Annotated in this window: 16 protein-coding genes and 1 pseudogene; 8 read left to right on the forward strand and 9 right to left on the reverse strand. The window is 65.9% G+C overall.

Annotated elements, in window-relative coordinates; genetic code table 11:
* Positions 1-8 precede the first annotated feature (8 nt).
* From ileS to dut, 4 genes are all read left to right on the forward strand, one after another.
* Positions 9-2,846, forward strand: coding sequence for an isoleucine--tRNA ligase (gene ileS, locus WT26_RS16965; protein WP_059531710.1), 2,838 nt, complete (start codon positions 9-11; stop codon positions 2,844-2,846).
* 2 nt (positions 2,847-2,848) lie between these two features.
* Entirely contained in the window at positions 2,849-3,349 is a 501-nt protein-coding gene (gene lspA, locus WT26_RS16970) for a signal peptidase II (RefSeq protein WP_059531707.1), read from the forward strand.
* Between the two features lie 67 nt (positions 3,350-3,416).
* A complete protein-coding gene (coaBC, locus tag WT26_RS16975) occupies positions 3,417-4,628 on the forward strand; it encodes a bifunctional phosphopantothenoylcysteine decarboxylase/phosphopantothenate--cysteine ligase CoaBC (protein ID WP_069273331.1) in 1,212 nt (403 codons plus the stop codon).
* Between the two features lie 55 nt (positions 4,629-4,683).
* A complete protein-coding gene (dut, locus tag WT26_RS16980; RefSeq protein ID WP_059531700.1) occupies positions 4,684-5,130 on the forward strand; it encodes a dUTP diphosphatase in 447 nt (148 codons plus the stop codon).
* A gap of 45 nt (positions 5,131-5,175) precedes the next feature.
* Here the strand turns inward: dut and WT26_RS16985 are convergent, their stop codons facing one another.
* The 4 genes from WT26_RS16985 to clpS form a co-directional block, all read right to left on the reverse strand.
* Positions 5,176-5,946 carry a hypothetical protein gene (locus WT26_RS16985; protein ID WP_069273332.1) on the reverse strand — a complete coding sequence of 257 codons (771 nt, stop codon included), beginning with the start codon at positions 5,944-5,946 and terminating at the stop codon, positions 5,176-5,178.
* A 135-nt stretch (positions 5,947-6,081) separates the two neighbouring features.
* Positions 6,082-7,461 carry an amino acid permease gene (locus tag WT26_RS16990; protein ID WP_069273795.1) on the reverse strand — a complete coding sequence of 460 codons (1,380 nt, stop codon included), beginning with the start codon at positions 7,459-7,461 and terminating at the stop codon, positions 6,082-6,084.
* Between the two features lie 104 nt (positions 7,462-7,565).
* On the reverse strand, positions 7,566-9,866 hold the full coding sequence (gene clpA / locus WT26_RS16995) for an ATP-dependent Clp protease ATP-binding subunit ClpA (protein ID WP_059531693.1): 2,301 nt from the start codon (positions 9,864-9,866) through the stop codon (positions 7,566-7,568).
* Positions 9,863-10,177, reverse strand: coding sequence for an ATP-dependent Clp protease adapter ClpS (gene clpS / locus WT26_RS17000; protein ID WP_006398529.1), 315 nt, complete (start codon positions 10,175-10,177; stop codon positions 9,863-9,865). Before clpS ends, clpA begins: the two co-directional genes overlap by 4 nt.
* A 545-nt stretch (positions 10,178-10,722) precedes the next feature.
* Here clpS and WT26_RS17005 point away from each other — a divergent pair.
* On the forward strand, positions 10,723-10,926 hold the full coding sequence (locus tag WT26_RS17005) for a cold-shock protein (RefSeq protein ID WP_006478030.1): 204 nt from the start codon (positions 10,723-10,725) through the stop codon (positions 10,924-10,926).
* Positions 10,927-11,150: 224 nt separating this feature from the next.
* Here WT26_RS17005 and WT26_RS38450 read toward each other — a convergent pair whose 3' ends face one another.
* From WT26_RS38450 to WT26_RS17015, 3 genes and pseudogenes are all read right to left on the reverse strand, one after another.
* Positions 11,151-11,732, reverse strand: coding sequence for a YadA family autotransporter adhesin (locus WT26_RS38450; protein WP_230461637.1), 582 nt, complete (start codon positions 11,730-11,732; stop codon positions 11,151-11,153).
* Positions 11,733-11,873: 141 nt separating this feature from the next.
* Positions 11,874-13,103, reverse strand: a pseudogene (locus tag WT26_RS39075) (hypothetical protein); the annotation flags it as partial.
* A gap of 504 nt (positions 13,104-13,607) precedes the next feature.
* Positions 13,608-15,218 carry a multicopper oxidase family protein gene (locus tag WT26_RS17015; protein WP_069273333.1) on the reverse strand — a complete coding sequence of 537 codons (1,611 nt, stop codon included), beginning with the start codon at positions 15,216-15,218 and terminating at the stop codon, positions 13,608-13,610.
* A 533-nt stretch (positions 15,219-15,751) separates the two neighbouring features.
* Between WT26_RS17015 and WT26_RS17020 the strand changes: the two genes are divergently transcribed.
* On the forward strand, positions 15,752-15,976 hold the full coding sequence (locus WT26_RS17020; protein WP_006490888.1) for a hypothetical protein: 225 nt from the start codon (positions 15,752-15,754) through the stop codon (positions 15,974-15,976).
* A gap of 84 nt (positions 15,977-16,060) precedes the next feature.
* Here WT26_RS17020 and WT26_RS17025 read toward each other — a convergent pair whose 3' ends face one another.
* Together WT26_RS17025 and icd are read right to left on the reverse strand one after the other, a co-directional pair.
* Entirely contained in the window at positions 16,061-18,289 is a 2,229-nt protein-coding gene (locus tag WT26_RS17025; protein WP_059531687.1) for an NADP-dependent isocitrate dehydrogenase, read from the reverse strand.
* A gap of 287 nt (positions 18,290-18,576) precedes the next feature.
* A complete protein-coding gene (gene icd / locus WT26_RS17030) occupies positions 18,577-19,833 on the reverse strand; it encodes an NADP-dependent isocitrate dehydrogenase (protein WP_006478026.1) in 1,257 nt (418 codons plus the stop codon).
* A 277-nt stretch (positions 19,834-20,110) separates the two neighbouring features.
* On the opposite strand from icd, the gene WT26_RS17040 reads away from it, so the two are divergent.
* Together WT26_RS17040 and WT26_RS35880 are read left to right on the forward strand one after the other, a co-directional pair.
* Positions 20,111-20,689 carry a pseudouridine synthase gene (locus tag WT26_RS17040; protein WP_059531684.1) on the forward strand — a complete coding sequence of 193 codons (579 nt, stop codon included), beginning with the start codon at positions 20,111-20,113 and terminating at the stop codon, positions 20,687-20,689.
* Between the two features lie 280 nt (positions 20,690-20,969).
* Positions 20,970-21,185: a hypothetical protein gene (locus WT26_RS35880; protein WP_011352970.1), complete on the forward strand. Its 216-nt coding sequence runs from the start codon at positions 20,970-20,972 to the stop codon at positions 21,183-21,185.
* Positions 21,186-21,266: the final 81 nt, after the last annotated feature.

A 21,266-nucleotide genomic window follows, 5' to 3' on the forward strand; every position in this document is an offset into this window, starting at 1 on the left:
ATCCCATCATGAGCAACAAGAAAGCCGATTCGAAACCGCAGGCCAAGTATCCGGTCAACCTGCTCGACACGCCGTTCCCGATGCGCGGCGACCTGCCCAAGCGCGAGCCGCAGTGGGTCAAGGAATGGGAAGAGCGCGGCCTCTACGAGAAGATCCGCGCGGCCAGCAAGGGCCGGCCGAAGTTCATCCTGCACGACGGCCCGCCGTATGCGAACGGCGACATCCACCTCGGCCACGCCGTCAACAAGATCCTGAAGGACATCGTCGTCAAGTCGCGCAACATGGCCGGCTTCGACGCACCGTACGTGCCGGGCTGGGATTGCCACGGGATGCCGATCGAGATCCAGATCGAGAAGCAGTTCGGCAAGTCGCTGCCGGCGGCCGAAGTGATGAGCAAGGCGCGCGCGTACGCGACCGAGCAGATCGAGAAGCAGAAGGTCGGCTTCAAGCGTCTCGGCGTGCTCGGCGACTGGGCCAACCCGTACAAGACGATGAACTTCGTCAACGAGGCGGAAGAGATCCGCGCGCTCGGCAAGATCATCGAGAAGGGCTACGTGTATCGCGGGCTGAAGCCGGTGAACTGGTGCTTCGACTGCGGCTCGGCGCTCGCCGAGGCGGAAGTCGAGTACAAGGACCGCACCGACCCGACGATCGACGTGATGTTCGCGTTCGCGGAACCGGAAAAGACCGCGCAGGCGTTCGGCCTGCCGGCGCTGCCGCGCGCCGAGGGCGGCATCGTGATCTGGACCACCACGCCGTGGACGATCCCCGCGAACCAGGCGCTGAACCTCCATCCGGAAATCGTCTACGCGCTGGTCGACACCGAGCGCGGGCTGCTGATCATCGCGGAAGAGCGTGTCGAAGCCTGCATGACCGACTTCAAGCTGACCGGCCGCGTCGTCGCGACCGCGCCGGGCGTGAAGCTCGCCAACCTGCGCTTCCACCACCCGCTCGCTTCGGCCCACCCCGGCTACAAGCGCACCGCGCCCGTCTACCTCGGCGACTACGTGACGACCGACACCGGTACCGGCGTCGTGCACTCGTCGCCTGCCTACGGCATCGAGGACTTCCAGTCGTGCAAGGCGCACGGGATGACCGACTCGGACATCATCAACCCGGTGATGGGCGACGGCCGCTACATCGAATCGCTGCCGCTGTTCGGCGGCCTGTCGATCTGGGACGCGAACCCGAAGGTCGTCGACGCGCTGCGCGAGGCCGGCTCGCTGCTGCGCAGCGAGCACTACAAGCACAGCTACATGCACTGCTGGCGTCACAAGACGGCGATCATCTACCGTGCGACGTCGCAGTGGTTCGCCGGCATGGACATGACGCCGCGCGACGGCGGCAAGACGCTGCGCGAAACCGCGCTCGAAGGCATCGACGCCACCGCGTTCTACCCGTCGTGGGGCAAGCAGCGCCTGTTCAGCATGATCGCGAACCGTCCCGACTGGACGCTGTCGCGCCAGCGCCAATGGGGCGTGCCGATGGCGTTCTTCGTGCACAAGGAAACCGGCGAGCTGCATCCGCGCACGCTCGAGCTGCTCGAGGAAGTCGCGAAGCGCGTCGAGCAGTCGGGCATCGAGGCGTGGCAGACGCTCGACCCGCGCGAGCTGATCGGCGACGACGCGAACCTGTACGAAAAGAACCGCGACACGCTCGACGTATGGTTCGACTCGGGCACGACGCACTGGCACGTGCTGCGCGGCTCGCACAAGGATCAGCTGCAGTTCCCGGCCGACCTGTACCTCGAAGGCTCGGACCAGCACCGCGGCTGGTTCCACTCGTCGCTGCTGACCGCGTCGATGATCGACGGCCGTGCGCCGTACAAGGGCCTGCTCACGCACGGCTTCACGGTCGACGGCGAAGGCCGCAAGATGAGCAAGTCGCTCGGCAACGGCATCGATCCGCATGAAGTCGCGAACCGCCTCGGCGCGGAGATCATCCGCCTGTGGATCGCATCGACCGACTATTCGGGCGAGCTCGCGATCTCCGAGGAAATCCTGAAGCGCGTGACCGAAGGCTATCGCCGCATCCGCAACACGCTGCGCTTCCTGCTCGCGAACCTGTCGGACTTCGACTTCGCGCAGCACGCGGTGCCCGTCGAGGAATGGCTCGAGATCGACCGTTATGCGGTCGCGTTCTCGCAGCAACTGCAGACGGAACTGCTCGGCCACTACGAGAAGTACGAATTCCACCCGGTCGTCGCGAAGCTGCAGACGTACTGCTCGGAAGATCTCGGCGGCTTCTACCTCGATGTGCTGAAGGACCGCCTGTACACGAGCGCGGCCGATTCGCGCGCGCGCCGCTCCGCGCAGACCGCGCTGTACCACCTCACGCACGGCCTCTTGCGCGTGCTCGCGCCGTTCCTGTCGTTCACGGCGGAAGAAGCGTGGAAGGTGTTCCAGCCGGCCAGCGACACGATCTTCACGGAAACCTACTACGCGTATCCGGAAGTCGCCGGCTCGGCCGCGCTGATCGAGAAGTGGGCGCTGCTGCGCGACGTGCGCGGCAACGTGACGAAGGCGCTCGAGGAAGCGCGCACCGCGAACCGCATCGGTTCGTCGCTGCAGGCCGAAGTCGCCGTGCACGCGAGCGGCGCACGCTACGACGCGCTCACGAGCCTCGGCGATGATCTCAAGTTCGTGCTGATCACGTCGGCCGCGACGGTCGTCAAGGTCGACGACGAAGCGCAGGAAAGCGTCGACGTCGCAGCGTCGAAGTACCAGAAGTGCGAACGCTGCTGGCACTACCGCGAAGATGTCGGCGCGCACGCCGATCACCCGACGCTGTGCGGCCGCTGCTTCTCCAACCTGTTCGAAAACGGCGAAATCCGGAGCGCTGCTTGAATATGGCGAAAACCCTGTCGAAGCCGGCCGGCGGCGCGCTTGCGCCCTGGCTCGGCATTTCGCTGATCGTGATCCTGTTCGACCAGCTGTCGAAGATCGCGATCCTGAAAACGTTCGTGTACGGCGCGCAGCATGCGCTGACGTCGTTCTTCAACCTCGTGCTGGTGTACAACCGCGGCGCCGCGTTCGGCTTCCTGTCGACCGCGAGCGGCTGGCAGCGCTGGGCGTTCACCGCGCTCGGCATCGGCGCGACGCTCGTGATCTGCTACCTGCTGAAGCGCCACGGCCACCAGCGGCTGTTCAGCGTGTCGCTCGCGCTGATCCTCGGCGGCGCGCTCGGCAACGTGATCGACCGGCTCGTCTACGGCCACGTGATCGACTTCCTCGATTTCCACCTCGGCGCCTGGCACTTCCCGGCGTTCAACCTCGCCGATTCCGCGATCACGATCGGCGCGGTGCTGCTGATCTACGACGAACTGCGTCGCGTGCGCGGCTCGCGCTAAGCGCGCATACTCGGCGTCGACGGCCGGCTTCGCGCCGGCCGTTCCGTTCGACCCTTGGAGGCCTGAGTTGGCACACGCAGAACTCGCAGGAAAACACCTCGTTCTCGGCCTGACGGGCGGCATCGCCTGCTACAAGATCGCCGAGCTCACGCGGCTGCTCGTGAAGGCCGGCGCGACCGTGCAGGTCGCGATGACCGAAGCGGCCACGCAGTTCATCACGCCCGTCACGATGCAGGCGCTGTCGGGCCGGCCCGTCTATACGAGCCAGTGGGACGCGCGCATCGACAACAACATGGCGCACATCGACCTGTCGCGCGAAGCCGACGCGATCGTGATCGCGCCCGCGTCGACGGATTTCCTCGCGAAGCTCGCGCACGGGTTCGCGGACGATCTGCTGTCGACGCTATGCGTCGCGCGCGATTGCCCGCTGCTCGTCGTCCCCGCGATGAACCGCCAGATGTGGCAGAACCCCGCCACGCAGCGCAACGCCGCGCAACTGCGCGCGGACGGCGTGTCGGTGCTCGGCCCGGATTCGGGCGCGCAGGCGTGCGGCGAAGTCGGCGACGGCCGCATGCTCGAGCCCGAGGCGATCTATGAAGCGATCGTCGCGCACTTCGCGCCGAAGGTGCTCGCGCACCGGCGCGTGCTGATCACGGCCGGCCCGACGTTCGAACCGCTCGACCCGGTGCGCGGCCTCACGAACCGCTCGAGCGGCAAGATGGGCTTCGCGCTCGCGCGCGCCGCGCAGCAGGCCGGCGCCGACGTGCATCTCGTCGCGGGGCCGGTCGCGCTCGACACGCCGTGGGGCGTCTACCGGCAGGACGTGCAGACGGCCCAGCAGATGTACGACGCGGTGATGCACGCCGTGAACGACGCCGACATCTTCATCGCGGTGGCCGCGGTCGCCGACTGGCGCGTCGCCCAGCCGGCCGAGCACAAGATGAAGAAGACGGCCGACCGCAAGATGCCCGCACTCGCGTTCGTCGAGAACCCCGACATCCTCGCGTCGGTCGCGGCGCTGCCCGATCCGCCGTACTGCGTCGGGTTCGCGGCCGAAAGCGGCGACCTCGACGTGCACGGCGACGAGAAACGCAAACGCAAGAACGTGCCGCTGCTCGTCGGCAACCTCGGCCCGCTGACGTTCGGCCGCGACGACAACGAAGTCGTGCTGTTCGAGGCCGCCGGCCTCACGCGCCTGCCGCGGGCACCGAAGGACGAACTCGCGCACACGCTCGTCGCGGAAATCGCGAAGCGCCTGCCCGACAACCGCCTGATCTGATCTCCCGCGCGGCGGCCGTCGCCGCTGCGCCCTTCCCGCCTCATCCGACGACCGCATGAAACTCGACCTGAAGATTCTCGACGCGCGCATGCGCGACTACCTGCCCGCCTACGCGACCACTGGCAGCGCGGGCCTCGACCTGCGCGCGTGCCTCGACGCGCCGGTCACGCTGCAGCCGGGCGAAACGACGCTCGTGCCGACCGGTCTCGCGATCCACCTCGCGGATCCCGGCTATGCGGCGCTGATCCTGCCGCGCTCGGGCCTCGGCCACAAGCACGGGATCGTGCTCGGCAACCTTGTCGGCCTGATCGATTCCGACTACCAGGGCCAGTTGATGATCTCGACGTGGAACCGCGGCCAGACCGAGTTCGTGCTGAATCCGTTCGAACGGCTCGCCCAGCTCGTGATCGTGCCGGTCGTACAGGCGCAGTTCAACATCGTCGACGATTTCGCGGAAAGCGATCGCGGCGAAGGTGGCTTCGGCAGCACCGGCCGTCACTGATCGGCAACCGGGGCGGCGCCTGCGCCGCCCCGCTCCCTTCCCCGCCTACTCTTGCGCCGGCCGGCCGATTCGCGCCATGCCCGGCGCCGGCCGATGCGCCGCCGCGAACGTCGCGTATGCGACCATCGCCACCAGCACGCCGAGCAGCACCGCCGACGAACCGACCGTCCCGAGCGCGAGCCCACCCTTCGCAACCGGCTTCGTCAGCAGATCGCCGACCGTCGCACCGAACGGACGCGTGAGCACGAACGCGGCCCAGAACAGCAGCACGCCCGAGATCCGCGTGAAATAGTGCGCAAGGACGATCGCCGCGAGCAGCCCGCCGATCAGCAGCGCGCCGCCGCCGAAGCCGAGCCCCGAGCTGTCCGCGAGGAAGTCGCCGAGCGCGGTGCCGAGCGTGTTCGAGAACAGGATCGCGATCCAGTACAGCAGCTCGACCTTGCGCGTGCGGATCCGGTCGACCGACAGCGATTCGCCGCTGAGGCGCCACACGACGAAGATGGCCAGCAGGATCGCGACCAGGATCGACGAGCCGGCCGCATAACCGAGGCCGAGCGTGCGATCCATGAAGTCGGACATCGTCGTGCCGGCCGTGCTCGTCGCGACGATCACGGCCCAGTAGATCGCCGGGCGATACCGCGTCGTTTTGAGCTGCGCGCCGAGCGTGACGAGAAAGAAACCGAACAGCAGGATCGAGCTCACCGCGTAGCCGACGTTCAGCGTCATCGACAACAGGTCGCCGCCGGTTTCGCCGAGCGTCGTCGCGCAGATCTTCATGATCCAGAACGCGAGCGTGATTTCGGGTAGTTTGTTCATTCGAACCTCATGCGGGAAACGCGAGGCGGCACAGGCCGCCTCCGTGCGGACGAGTCGAATGTAATCGGTGCACGCTTAACGCAGCCTTAGCATCCGTGCATCCCGGGCACAGGCCGTGCGCGGTTGCCGGAGCGCTCAGCGTGCGTGCCGGTGCCGGTAATGCAGCGCGTACGCGAGCGTCAGCAGCACGACGAATACGATACCGACCACCATCGTCATCCGGAATTCGCGCGTGAACGCGGTCGTGAACAGGATCGCGCCGACGAGCGCCGCACCGAGCAGGCTGCCGAACGGATGCCCCCACATCCGGAACGCGAGCGCGGGGCCGCGATACCGCGAACGAAAACGCAGGTGCGTGACGAAGATCATCAGCCACGTGAACAGCGCGCCGAACATCGCGATCGCCATCATCACGGTGAACGCGGTGTCGGGCGCGAGCGCGACCAGCACGGCCGCGACCGCGACGCCGCTGGTCGAGATCCACAGCGCCGCGCGCGGCACGCCGTTCGTGCCGAGCCGGCCGAACACCGCGGGCGCGAGCCGCGCGCGCGACAGGCTGAACATCATTCGCGTCGTCACGTAAAGCTGGCTGTTCATCGCCGACAGCGCTGCGATCAGCAACACGAAGTTGATCACGCCCGCCGCGTACGGCACGTGGGTCGCGGCCATCACCTTCACGAACGGGCTTTCGTCGGTGCCGGCCTGCGTCCAGGGCACGATCGCGAGCATCAGCGACAGCGTCAGCAGGTAGAACAGCACGAGCCGGAACACCGTCGAGCGGAATGCGCGGGTAACCGCGTGCTGCGGATCGCGCGCCTCGCCGGCCGCGATCGCGACCGCCTCGATGCTCATGTAGCTGAAGATCGCGACGATCACCGCGACCCAGGTGCCCCACGGCCCTTTCGGCATGAAGCCGTCGTGCGCGGTGTAGTTCGCGAAACCGATGCCGGATGCGACCGGCGCCGACCACACGAGATATGCGCCGAGCACGATGAATACAACGATCGCCGCGATCTTGAGCAGCGAGAATGCGTATTCGACCGTGCCGTACAGCGTGACGCTCGCGAGATTCACGGCGATCAGCAGTGCGGAGAAGCCGATCACCCAGTACCAGCCGGGCACGGCCGGGAACCAGTACTTCATGAACACGGCGATCGCGCTGATCTCGGTGCCGATCGCGAACACCACCGCGAACCAGTACGCATAGCGCACCAGGAAGCCCGCGAGGGGGCCGACGTAGTGCTCGGCATACGCGCCGAACGAGCCGGCGGTCGGATGCGCGACCGTCATTTCCGCGAGCGCGCCCATCAGCAGCAGCGCGATCAGCGCGCCGATCGCATACGAGACCAGCACGCTCGGGCCGGCGAGCCCGATCGCGAACCCGCTGCCGAGGAACAGGCCCGTGCCGATCGCGCCGCCGATCGCGATCATCGCCATCTGCCCCGACGTCAGCGCATGGCGCAACCCTTGTTCGCGCGCGACGATGTCGTCGAACGTCCGTTGTTGTTGTGTCACTGCGTTGCCACTCCCCTGCACCACCATCGCGCCGCCGGCGCCAGATAAAACGAAACGGCGCGGAAGACATCCCGCGCCGTTCGCATGAACTACCCGATTATCGCTTACTCGACTTCGACCGCCTCTTCGTTCGGCTTGTGCGGCGGATTCGCCAGCTTGTCGAACGACAGCTGCACCTTGTCGCTTTCGTCGACGTCGACCGTCACGTGGCCGCCGTTGACGAGCTTGCCGAACAGCAGCTCGTCGGCCAGCGCGCGCCGGATCGTGTCCTGGATCAGCCGCTGCATCGGCCGCGCGCCCATCAGCGGGTCGAAGCCGTGCTTCGCGAGATGCTTGCGCAACGCGTCGGTGAAGAGCGCGTCGACCTTCTTCTCGTGCAGCTGTTCCTCGAGCTGGATCAGGAACTTGTCGACCACGCGCATGATGATTTCCTCATCGAGCGAGCGGAAGCTGATGATCGAATCCAGGCGGTTGCGGAACTCCGGCGTGAACAGGCGCTTGATGTCGGTCATCTCGTCGCCCGTCTCGCGGCGCGTCGTGAAGCCGATCGTCGCCTTCTGCATCGACTCCGCGCCCGCGTTCGTCGTCATGATGATGATGACGTTGCGGAAATCCGCCTTGCGGCCGTTGTTGTCCGTCAGCGTGCCGTGGTCCATCACCTGCAGCAGCACGTTGAAGATGTCCGGATGCGCCTTCTCGATTTCGTCGAGCAGCAGCACGCAGTGCGGCTTCTTCGTGACGGCTTCGGTCAGCAGGCCGCCCTGGTCGAACCCGACGTAGCCCGGCGGCGCACCGATCAGGCGGCTCACCGCGTGACGCTCCATGTATTCCGACATGTCGAAGCGGATCAGCTCGATGCCGAGCGTGAACGCGAGCTGGCGCGCCACTTCGGTCTTGCCGACACCCGTCGGACCGGAGAACAGGAACGCGCCAATCGGCTTGTCCATCTTGCCGAGGCCCGCGCGCGCCATCTTGATCGAGGCCGCGAGCGCATCGATCGCCGGATCCTGGCCGAACACGACGCTCTTCAGGTCGCGGTCGAGCGTCTGCAGCTTGCTGCGATCGTCCTGCGACACGCTCTGCGGCGGCACGCGCGCGATCTTCGAGATGATTTCCTCGATCTCGCTCTTGCCGATCGTCTTCTTCTGCTTCGACTTCGGCAGGATGCGCTGGGCGGCGCCCGCTTCGTCGATCACGTCGATCGCCTTGTCCGGCAGGTGACGATCGGTGATGAAGCGCGCCGACAGTTCGGCCGCGGCCGACAGTGCGCCCGACGAATACTTGACGCCGTGATGCTCCTCGAAGCGCGACTTCAGCCCGCGCAGGATCGCGACCGTCTGCTCGACGGTCGGCTCGCTCACGTCGACCTTCTGGAAGCGCCGCGACAGCGCCGCATCCTTCTCGAAGATGCCGCGATATTCGGTGAACGTGGTCGCGCCGATGCACTTGAGCGTGCCCGACGACAGCGCCGGCTTCAGCAGGTTCGACGCGTCGAGCGTGCCGCCCGACGCGGCGCCCGCGCCGATCAGCGTGTGAATTTCGTCGATGAACAGGATCGCGTGCGGACGCTCCTTCAGCTCCTTCAGCACCGTCTTCAGACGTTGCTCGAAATCGCCGCGGTACTTGGTGCCCGCGAGCAGCGCGCCCATGTCGAGCGAGTAGACCTGCGCGTTCGCGAGGATGTCCGGCACTTCGCCGCGCGTGATGCGATAGGCGAGCCCTTCCGCGATCGCGGTCTTGCCGACGCCGGCCTCGCCGACGAGCAGCGGATTGTTCTTGCGGCGACGGCACAGCACCTGGACCACGCGCTCGACCTCGGGCTCGCGACCGATCAGCGGATCGATGCGGCCGTCCTTCGCCATCTGGTTCAGGTTCTGCGTGAATTGCGCGAGCGGCGTTTCCTTCTGCGCGTTCGCGTCTTCGCTTTCCGCACTCGCGTCGGCCGACTTGGCGGCTTCGCCGCCGTTCGTCTTCGCGATGCCGTGCGAAATGAAGTTCACGACGTCCAGGCGCGTGACGCCCTGCTGCTGCAGGTAGTAGACGGCATGCGAATCCTTCTCGCCGAAGATCGCGACCAGCACGTTGGCGCCGGTGACTTCCTTCTTGCCGTTCGACGTCGACTGGACGTGCATGATCGCGCGCTGGATCACGCGCTGGAAACCGAGCGTCGGCTGGGTATCGACGTCGTCGGTACCCGGGACGGTAGGTGTGTTGTCGTGGATGAAATTGCGCAGGTTCTGACGCAGGTCCTCGATGTTGGCCGCGCACGCGCGCAACACCTCGGCTGCCGTCGGATTATCCAGCAGGGCCAGCAGCAGATGCTCGACCGTAATGAACTCATGGCGCGCCTGACGTGCTTCCATGAACGCCATGTGCAGGCTGACTTCCAATTCCTGGGCAATCATGCTTCCTCCATCACGCACTGCAGCGGATGCCCGGCCTGCCGCGCATGGGTAACGACTTGCTCAACCTTGGTCGACGCGATGTCCCGCGTATAGACCCCACAAACCCCTCGCCCTTCGCGATGAACCTTCAGCATGATCTGCGTGGCCGTCTCGCGATCCTTCTTGAAATACTCCTGGACCACCATCACGACGAATTCCATCGGCGTGAAGTCGTCGTTCAGCAGCACCACCTTGTACATCGAAGGCGGCTTGAGCTTCTGCTGCTTGCGTTCCAGGACGGTGCTGTCCTGCTTGTCCGGGATAATCGCCATACACCCATTCTAAACAACTCGGACAGGCCCGCAATCCTGCCATTACCCGACCGACCGGCCGGCGCCCTCCCCGGAATCCCGGAACACGCGATCTTCTTCGTGCCATACGAAAGCCGGCTGCGGTGCCGGCTTTCACGCGTGGCGCGGAACACGAACCGTCAGGGGGAACCGCACCGGAACGTCATGTCCGCATCCAGTATCCCACAAGCCGGGACGACTCGAACGCGTGTCACTCGAGCCTGGTATATGAGCCGATTATGCGGCTTTTCAAGTCCTCGCGCTTGGCCGCGTGCTGCCAAGCAAAGCCGGAAAAACCCTGAAAATGGGTTCTTTACAACGTCCCTCTAAACGTCTAAAAATTCTACTTGACACTCCAATAAAGAGCGCCAACAATCAAGCTGGCACTTTTTTCAATTTGCCTGTCGGCAAGATGAAAGAGGCCGAGGTGAGCTTGTGAGGGGGGAACGGCTGCATTTTCCGGTCGTTTAGCTTTTCGAGCGTGCTCGTGGTAAGTAGCAGCGACTGTGTGACAGGGGAAGTAGGATATGGCAACTGGTATCGTTAAGTGGTTCAACGACGCGAAGGGCTTCGGTTTCATCACTCCCGATGAGGGCGGTGAGGATCTGTTTGCGCACTTCTCGGCTATCACCATGAATGGCTTCAAGACGCTGAAGGAAGGCCAGAAGGTGAGCTTTGACGTCGTCCAAGGGCCGAAGGGCAAGCAAGCGTCGAACATCCAGGCCGCCTGAGGGCAACGGATTTCGGACGAGGAAACCCGGCGAAACGCCGGGTTTCTTTTTTTATGTTTATGTCGTCAGTGTGTCGCCGATTTGATTGGCGCTCCCGGCCAATCGCGACGCATGACGCCGGATTGTCGTGCACATGACGCAAATGCGTTCATTGCGACAACCGGCGCGCCGCCGAAGCGGCACGCGTGCCGATGTGCCGGGTACTCCGTCGGCACATGTGCGCGTTACCAGCTATACGACGCGCCAGCACCCCATGTCGTCGCCGCGGAGCTGAATCCCGCGCCCACCTTCATCTTCAGGTTCTCGCCAAGCCGGACCGATGCGCCAAACGCGCCGGCCTGATAGCCAAGATAGCTGCCGAAGCCCATGCCGACGGCGATCGTCTTGCCCGGGTCGACGTCCGGGATCATCGTCAGCGCTGTGGCCGCCGCGACGCCGCTGTACGCACGTCGCGCGACCGCATTGAGCTGGCGAAGGTTGACCGCATCGAACGGCAGCACGCCGTCAGACAGGTTGGTGACCTTGCGCTCGTTACCCGGCGTGCCGATTGACACGGTATTGTCACGATCCGCAACAGAACCGGTTCCAAGTGCGACCGAGTTCGTGCCGGTCGCGATGGCACCCGAGCCGAGCGCGGCGCTCTGCGCGCCGGTGGCCGACGCACCGGAACCAAGCGTCACGCTGCCGTCGCCGCTCGCGACGGCGCCCGCGCCGACCGCCACGCTGCGAGCGCCGCCCGCCTGAGCCTGCAGGCCGGTCGCGACGCTGGCGTTGCCGGTCGCCGCCGCGGCGACGCCCGTCGCCAAGCTGCCCTCCGCGCTTGCCAGCGCGCCGACACCTACCGCGGTGCTGCTCGAACCGGATGCCGTCGCGCCGGCGCCAGCCGCGAGGCTCGCATCGCCCGTCGCCGAAGCACCAGCGCCGAACGACGTGCTGCGGTCGCCCGTCGCGGCGGCCTGCACACCGACGGACGTACTGTTCGCACCCGATGCGCTGGCGCCGTTTCCGGCCGCCATGCTCCGCTCGGCCGTCGCGCTCGCACTCCGGCCGAGCGCCATGCTGTCGGTTTCGGTGGCGCTCGCGCCCATGCCGAGCGCAACGCTTCCGTTGCCCGCCGCCGCCGACTGGGTGCCAAGCGCCGTGCTGTCCGCGCCCGTTGCCGACGCCTGCACGCCTGCCGCCGCGCTGTTCACGCCCGATGCCGTCGCGCCCGTGCCGGCCGCCATGCTTTGGTCCGCCGTCGCAGTCGCGCCCTTGCCGAGCGCCATGCTCGCATCGCCCGTCGCCGACGCCGACGCGCCCAGCACCGTGCTGTCCGCGCCCGTTGCCGATGCTTGCGCGCCTACCGCCGAGCTGTTCACGCCCGATGCCGTCGCGCCCCTGCCGAGCGCCATGCTCGCATCGCCCGTCGCCGACGCCGAAGCGCCCAGCGCCGTGCTGTCCGCGCCCGTCGCCGATGCCTGCACGCCTACCGCCGCGCTGTTCACGCCCGATGCCGTCGCGCCCGTGCCGGCCGCCATGCTTTGGTCCGCCGTCGCGTTCGCGCCCTTGCCCAGTGCCATGCTCGCATCGCCCGTCGCCGACGCCGAAGCGCCCAGCGCCGTGCTGTCCGCGCCCGTCGCCGATGCCTGCACGCCCACCGCCGCGCTGTTCTCGCCCGATGCCGTCGCACCCGTGCCGGCCGCCATGCTCTGGTCACCCGTTGCCTTCGCGCCGTTACCGGTTGCCAAGCTCAAGTTGCCCGTCGCCGACGCCGAAGCGCCCAGCGCCGTGCTGGAAGCGCCGCTCGCCGATGCACTCGCGCCTGCCGCGGTGGACCCGGTGCCGGACGCCGATGCGGTATCGCCAAGCGCCGTGCTGCCGGTCGCCGATGCAACCGAATTCGCGCCGAGCGCAACGCTGTTCGCCCCCGTACCCGGCGACGGCAACGAACCCGCAAGCTTGTTGTTGATGCCGGTGATCGCGCTGTTGGTCGACGTCTTGAACGAGCTGAGCGAGCTGCTCAAACTGTCGAGCTGGTCGCTCAGGCCCTGGAGCGTCTGTGCCTGCGCACTCGCTGACGCCAGGCTGGCCGTGCCCACAACACTCGCCGCAACGGCGCGCATGGTCAACACGCGCAATCCGCACGACCGCGTCTCATTTGCCACATGACTGGCCAGGCCTTGATTCAATTTCATAGCATTCCTGATTAAATTGTTTTGTTGCTTGCGGCGCGGTGCCGCCTGGATTCAAGAGGCGTGGATATCAACTTGCCAAATTGCGCGCTGCCTCGCCTTCTGCACGCGCTTCATCACGGCACGGTGGTGTTTGCCGTTTGCGACACGTCAGCAGAGACCCGTCCGGCAAGACCTGCCCCCTGTCGCATCGTGTGAAGTTCGTGCTTCAGAGTATAGGGACCGCCATCTGGAACAAACATGAGACGAGTACGTAATTGACACCACTTCATGTGGTACTTGTCTCACTAAGCTGAGAAACCGTGACGACGTGCGTCAGCGACCACATCGAGCGTTGGCTCATGGCGTTGATCAGGTGGGAAAAGCGAGACTTGACCGCGCGCCCCAATCGGTCACGCGCCGCGCAATGCGCAGCATCGCGCTGCACATGCGCATCGAAAGCAGGCGCGCGGCTTGCCGCAGCCGCGCCGTTCGATGGCGCAGCCGGCCGCAAGCCGGCGCGGCCGATTACACGACCTTCAGCGTGCCCATCATGCCGAGATCCTCGTGTTCGAGAATGTGGCAATGAAACATGCGCTCACCGCGCATGTCTTGCGTGACGAGAATCGTCACGGTTTCGCCGCTGCGCACGTTCACGGTATCGCGCCATGCACGGAACGGTTCGCTCGTGCGCGAACCGCCCGAAGCGCGCTCGACAACCTGGAACTGCGTGCCGTGCAGGTGGAACGGGTGATCCATGTCGGTGCCGTTGCGGATCGTCCAGCGCTCGACGTCGCCGGCACGGCTCGTCAGCGTCGCCCGGTGCGGTGCATACACATCACCGTTGATCGTGAAGCGCATGCCCGCCGGGCGGCCGTCCGCGCCCCCCTTCATCATCGCCGCCATATCCATCTCCTCGCCGAACGCTACCGTCTTGTCCGCGACCGGCTTCCCGAGTTCGGGCACCGCGCGCAGCGTCGCGGGCAGCGATCGCGCGGCGGCCGGCGCGAATGTGACGTCGGCCAGGGCCAGCGCCGGATCGGGCGGCAGGCTGCCGTGCCCGTCGTCGTGCGACATCGACATCTTGCGGCGGTCGTATTCGGCCGCCTGCAGCACCGCGCGCGACGCGCGATCGCCGGCGCGCACCAGCAGTTCCGCACGTTCGCCCGGCGCGATCAGCAACGACGTGACGCGGCGCGGCGCGTCGAACAGCCCGCCGTCGGTGCCCGCGTGCTCGAAGGCTCGGCCGTCGTCGAACGCGACACGCAGGTAGCGCGCGCTGCAGGCGTTCCACACGCGCCAGCGCTCGTCGCCCGCGACGTCGATCCGCGGCCGGCGCGCGCCGTTGACCAGCACGAACTGGCCTTCGCGGCCGTTCATCCAGTCCATCATGTCGTTCGGTGCAATCGTGCCGTCGCGCGCAAGCTTCAGGTCGGACACGAACAGGTTGCGCTCGGGCCAGCCCGCCAGCGGATCGTCAGCGGCGCGCACGACGAACGGGCCGGCGAGCCCGCGAAACACCTGCTCGGCCGTCATCATGTGCGGATGCGGGTGGTACCAGTAGGTACCGGCGCTCCCCTTGGGCAGCGTGAAGCGATACACGCGCGACGCGCCGGGCGCGACGGGATCGGACGGGTTGCCGTCCTGGTCGGGCGGCACCGGCAGGCCGTGCCAGTGGATCGTCGACGGCTGCGGCAGCTTGTTCACGAACTTGATCTCGACCGTGTCGCCCTCGCGCACGTCGATCAGTGGACCAACGACGGGGCCCTGCGTGCCCGCGCCGAACTGCCAGAACGTGGTCGGCCGTGCACCGCGCAGCATCGGGCGCACCACCGGCTGCGCCACCAGCGTGGCCCGGAACGTGCCGGGCTCGCGGCTTTCGTTCGCAAGCGTGCGCAGCGCCGCGAGCGGTGCGCCGGCCGGCAGCGCGTCGGCGGCGGCAAGCGGGGCCGGTCGCGCCGCCGGCGCATGCTTGCCGTGCTGCCCGTGCGACGCCGTGCCCGACATGCCGGGCATGTCGTCCATCGAGTCCATGCCGGCCATGCCGGCGTGACCGGCATGCTGCGCCCAAGCGGCGCGGGCGAACAGCGACGCGGCCGCGACACCGATGGCGCGCGACAGGAAGGTTCTCCGTATCATCAAATCGTTCCTCGTTCTCGACGGTATGGTTCGGGAAGCGGCGGCTGTCCGGGCTGCCCGCGTCATCATAACCGGGTACCCGCCCTGTCAAGTGACCGCGTGCCTCTCCCATCGCTCCACCTCCTCGTGATCGCGTGCGCGACGCTCACTCCGCGGCCATGCCGCGTCCGTCACGCGCTTCGCTCGTCCAGGTTGACCAAAATTTCACGATGCGGAACAAGTCTCTGCGTTGTAAAAATTCGTGGTGCAGGGCACAAATTTCCCGTTTCGCGATGCCGAAAAACGTTCCGCAATACAAAACGAAGTTCATAATCCATTGTTTTTAAGCATGAATTTTTGTATTGATCAGTGCTTCTACACGCACCATCCGAGCGGGCCCCGGACGTAGACTTCTTCACATGCACTGGCGTTACGCAACGACGTTCGGCACGCACCACCGATGAACCCAACGCAACCGCCGGTCGAGCCAGAACCCGCCGGACACCGGCAGGCGGCGCAAACGAATCGCTTGTGATCAGAAAGGGAGAACGGAAATGAAGGGATTTCGCTTTGGTTCAGCGCTCGGGTCGTTCTACATCCTGCCGGGTAACGGCGGCTGGGAAGCGACGTTCGGCAACGCCTTGCTCGGCGCATTCTCGTGCCCCGAAGTGGCGGCCGACCACATCTCCCGCGGCGACTGCGAGCAACTGTCCGAACTGGACACGGCAACGCTCGAAGTACCGCACGAAATCGCCGAATGGGAAATCGTTCACGTGTAACTGACGACCCTGCAATGAAAAACGCCCCGCGCGTGCGGGGCGTTTCTCTTTCCGGCCGGCCTCGATGCCAGGCCGCGCGCGTCGTCAGGCGACCGCGTCGACGATGGCGTTCAGCGTCGCGCTCGGGCGCATCGCCTGGCTCGTCAGGTCGACGTTCGGACGGTAGTAGCCGCCGATGGCCTGCGCCTTGCCCTGCGCGGCAGCCAGTTCTTCCAGGATGCGCGCTTCGTTGTCGGACAACGACTTCGCCACGCCTTCGAACTGCGCCTTCAGCGCCGCGTCCTCGGTCTGCCCGGCCAGCGCCTGCGCCCAGTACAGGCACAGGTAGAAATGGCTGCCGCGGTTGTCGAGGCCGCCGACCTTGCGTGCCGGCGACTTGTTCTCGTCGAGGAACTTGCCGGTCGCCTGGTCGAGCGTCTTCGCGAGCACGAGCGCCTTCGGGTTCTGGTATGCGTTGCCGAGGTGTTCGAGCGATGCCGCGAGCGCGAGGAATTCGCCGAGCGAATCCCAGCGCAGGAAGCCTTCCTCGACGAACTGCTGCACGTGCTTCGGCGCGGAGCCGCCCGCACCCGTTTCGAACATCCCGCCGCCGGCCATCAGCGGCACGATCGACAGCATCTTCGCGCTGGTGCCGAGTTCCATGATCGGGAACAGGTCGGTCAGGTAGTCGCGCAGCACGTTGCCGGTGACCGAGATCGTGTCCTTGCCCGCGCGGATGCGCTCGAGCGAGAAGCGCGTCGCGTCGACCGGCGTCATCACGCGGATGTCGAGGCCGTTCGTGTCGTGATCCTTCAGGTAACGCTCGACCTTCGCGATGATCTGCGCGTCGTGTGCGCGTGCCGGATCGAGCCAGAACACGGCCGGTGCGCCGGTCGCGCGCGCGCGGTTGACCGCGAGCTTGACCCAGTCCTGCACCGGTGCGTCCTTCGTCTGGCACATGCGCCAGATGTCGCCCGCTTCCACCGCATGCTCGAGCAGCACGTTGCCCGCTTCGTCGGTGACGCGCACGACGCCGTCCGCCGGGATCTGGAACGTCTTGTCGTGCGAACCGTATTCTTCAGCCGCCTGCGCCATCAGGCCGACGTTCGGCACGCTGCCCATCGTGACCGGATCGAACGCGCCGTGCTGCTTGCAGTCCTCGATCACGGCCTGGTAGACACCGGCGTAGCAACGATCCGGAATCACGGCCTTCGCGTCGTACAGCTGGCCGTCCGGGCCCCACATGCCGCCCGAATCGCGGATCATCGCCGGCATCGATGCGTCGACGATCACGTCGCTCGGCACGTGCAGGTTCGTGATGCCCTTGTCCGAGTTGACCATCGCAAGGCGCGGACGCACCGCGTATTCGGCCTTGACGTCGGCTTCGATCGCTTCGCGCGTGTCGGCCGGCAGGTCCTTCAGGCGCGCGTACAAGTCGCCGATCCCGTTGTTCGGGTTGAAGCCGGCCTGCGCCAGCACGTCCGCGTGCTTCGCGAGCGCGTCGCGGTAGAACACCGACACGAAGTGACCGAACAGGATCGGGTCCGAGACCTTCATCATGGTCGCCTTCAGGTGCACCGAGAACAGCACGTCCTGCGCCTTCGCGTCGGCGATCTGCGCTTCGATGAAGCTGCGCAGCGCGTTGCGGCTCATCACCGAGGCGTCGATGACTTCGCCGGCCTTCACGGCCGTCTTTTCCTTCAGCACCTTCTTCGCGCCGTCGGTCGTCGTGAGTTCGATCTTCACGCTGCCGGCTTCGGCGATCAGCGCCGACTTCTCGCTGCCGTAGAAGTCGCCTTCGCTCATGTGCGCGACGTGCGCCTTCGACGTGGCCTTCCACGCGCCCATCTTGTGCGGATGCTTGCGTGCGTAGTTCTTGACCGACAGCGGTGCGCGGCGGTCGGAGTTGCCTTCGCGCAGCACCGGGTTCACCGCGCTGCCCTTGATCTTGTCGTAGCGGGCCTTGACCGCCTTCTCTTCGTCCGTCGACGGATCTTCCGGGTAGGCCGGCAGCGTGTAGCCCTGCGCCTGCAGTTCGGCGATCGCGGCCTTGAGCTGCGGCACCGATGCGCTGATGTTCGGCAGCTTGATGATGTTCGCTTCCGGCTTCAGCGTGAGCTGGCCCAGTTCGGCCAGATCGTCGGAACCCTTCTGCTCGGGCGGCAGGACGTCTGCGAATGCCGCGACGATGCGGCCGGCGAGCGAGATGTCGCGCGTCTCGACGGCGACGCCGGACGAACGCGTGAAGGCCTTGACGATCGGCAGCAGCGAATAGGTCGCGAGCGCGGGCGCTTCGTCGGTGAGGGTGTAGATGATCTTGGGCGAAGTGGACATGGTGGTGGTCAAAGCATTGCTACGTAATTGTTGGACTGAGGAGCGCCGGCGGTAACCGGCGGGGAGCGACCGGGTCGGTCGCGAAAGGGGCGCGCCGGCTCAGCCGGGCGGTGGTGTTGCGAGGGCCGTCATGTTCTACCTTGCAGGGCCTCCGGGCCGCATCGCGGCGCCGCGGCCCGCATGCCGGACCGCCCTGCAAACAAACCTGCCATCCACGAAACGCTCCGGCGCCGGCAGTCAGCGCCGGGGCGGCCGGCAATCTGCCGGCCTACCCCGGAAGAGGGGACTTACATGTTCTCGATCAGCACTTCACCGAAGCCCGAGCACGACACCTGCGTCGCACCTTCCATCAGGCGCGCGAAGTCGTACGTGACGCGCTTCTGCAGGATCGACTTCTCCATCGCGGCGATGATCGTGTCGGCTGCTTCCGTCCAGCCGAGGTGGCGCAGCATCATTTCCGCCGACAGGATCTCGGAACCGGGGTTCACGTAATCCTTGCCCGCGTACTTCGGTGCCGTGCCGTGCGTCGCCTCGAACATCGCGACCGAATCCGACAGGTTCGCGCCCGGCGCGATCCCGATGCCGCCGACCTGCGCGGCCAGCGCGTCGGAGATGTAGTCGCCGTTCAGGTTCAGCGTGGCGATCACGTCGTATTCGGCCGGGCGCAGCAGGATCTGCTGCAGGAACGCATCGGCGATCGAATCCTTGATGACGATCTCGTTGCCCGTCTTCGGGTTCTTCACGCGCATCCACGGGCCGCCGTCGATCAGCTCGCCGCCGAATTCCTTCTGCGCCAGCGCGTAGCCGGCGTCACGGAACAGGCCTTCCGTGAACTTCATGATGTTGCCCTTGTGCACCAGCGTGACCGACTTGCGATCGTTGTCGATCGCGTACTGGATCGCCTTGCGCACGAGACGCTCGGTGCCTTCCGTCGACACGGGCTTGACGCCGATCCCCGAGGTTTCCGGGAAGCGGATCTTCTTCACGCCCATCTCGTCCTGCAGGAACTTGATGACCTTCTTCGCCTGCTCGGAGCCCGCGGCCCATTCGATGCCCGCGTAGATGTCTTCCGAGTTCTCGCGGAAGATCACCATGTCGATCTTCTGCGGCTCGCGCACCGGCGACGGCACGCCCTTGAAATACTGGACCGGGCGCAGGCACACGTACAGGTCGAGTTCCTGGCGCAGCGCGACGTTCAGCGAACGGATGCCGCCGCCGACCGGGGTCGTGAGCGGCCCCTTGATCGACACCACGTATTCCTTGAGCACCTGCAGCGTTTCGTCCGGGAGCCACACGTCCGGGCCGTACACCTTCGTCGCCTTCTCGCCCGCGAAGATCTCCATCCAGTGGATCTTGCGCTTGCCCTTGTAGGCGTGCGCGACCGCCGCATCGACAACCTTGATCATGACCGGCGTGATATCGAAGCCCGTACCGTCGCCTTCGATATAGGGAATGATCGGCTGATCGGAAACGTTGAGCGAGAAGTCCTTGTTGACGGTGATCTTGTCACCGCCTTCCGGAACCTTGATGTGCTGATACGGCATGATCGACTCCAGTGACGTGGCTGAGCAGGTGATGCTGGTCGAAGCTGCGCGCGCGGCGGGGGCGCGGCATGGCCACCCCGTGACGGCAACAGCGAGCCGCTATTCTAGCGCCCCAACCGGGCACTTCGGCATGAAGCGCGGCACTGCGTATCAAGACCCCACTTATGTCTTATATAAGACAGAGGACTTGGCGTTCCGTATTATGCATTAAGATTCCGCCATTTGCCATAGACCGCCCGCCCCCGCCTCCCACGGCGCGCCGGGCGGACGACCCGCCATGAACCTGATCGCCCTCAACAAGCCGTTCGGCACGATTTGCCAGTTTTCCGCGCACGAGACGCGCCCGTCGCTCGGCGACTGGGTAAAAACGCCCGGCGTCTACGCGGCGGGCCGGCTCGACGCGGACAGCGAGGGGTTGCTGCTGCTCACCGACGACGGCGCGTTGCAGGCGCGCATCGCCGAGCCGCGCCACAAGCTCGTCAAGCGCTACTGGGCACAGGTCGAGGGCGCGCCGGGTGCCGCCGACCTGAAGGCGCTCGCGCGCGGCGTCGACCTCGGCGACTACGTGACGCGGCCATGCCGCGCCGAATTCATCGAACCGGCCGACGCGCTGTGGCCGCGCAACCCGCCGATCCGCTACCGCGCCGCGATCCCGACGACGTGGATCGAACTCGCGATCACCGAAGGCAAGAACCGGCAGGTGCGCCGGATGACGGCGGCCGTCGGCTTCCCGACGTTGCGCCTGGTACGCGTCGGCATCGGCGCACTGGATATATTCGCGCTCGACATTGCACCGGGAGAAACAATCGCACTGCCGCCACGCGCGCCGTGGGACGGTTTCGCGCCCGCCGGATGACGAATTCGGGACGCGCGAATTTTTCGTCATCTTTTTCGTCAACCGGCCGCGAAGATCGCGCGTTAAACCACGCAGATGCCAACCTTAGCTATCCGGCATTGGCAGCCGAGCCGTGTTTGCGTCACGAAAGCGACGTTTTTATCGAATACGATTCGGCGCCCGCAGCGCAATGAGAAATTTCTCGAAGCGTCTGTCAACCGAAAGGTGGATGGCACCGTTAGACGACATGACTCCTATTGCCGGGTCATTTGGTTAATTAACTAAAGCTGAGGAACACAACATGAACAAACTGATCGCCGCTCTGGTCGCTGGCCTCTTCGCAACGGCTGCTTTCGCACAAGCATCGGCTCCGGAAGCTGCTCCGGCTGCTGCTGAAGCTGCTTCGGCACCGGCTAAGCACGCTGCCAAGAAGCACCACGCTGCCAAGAAGCACCACAAGGCATCGAAGAAGGCTGCAGCAAGCGACGCAGCAGCACCGGCAGCTGCTTCGAACTAAGTAAGCTTGCTGTAATAACGCAGTCAAGAACACGCAGTCTCTTGCCGTTCTTACGGCGTTGAAAGGCAGATCACCGCAAGG

Source organism: Burkholderia cepacia, from assembly GCF_001718835.1.
GTDB lineage: Bacteria > Pseudomonadota > Gammaproteobacteria > Burkholderiales > Burkholderiaceae > Burkholderia > Burkholderia cepacia_F.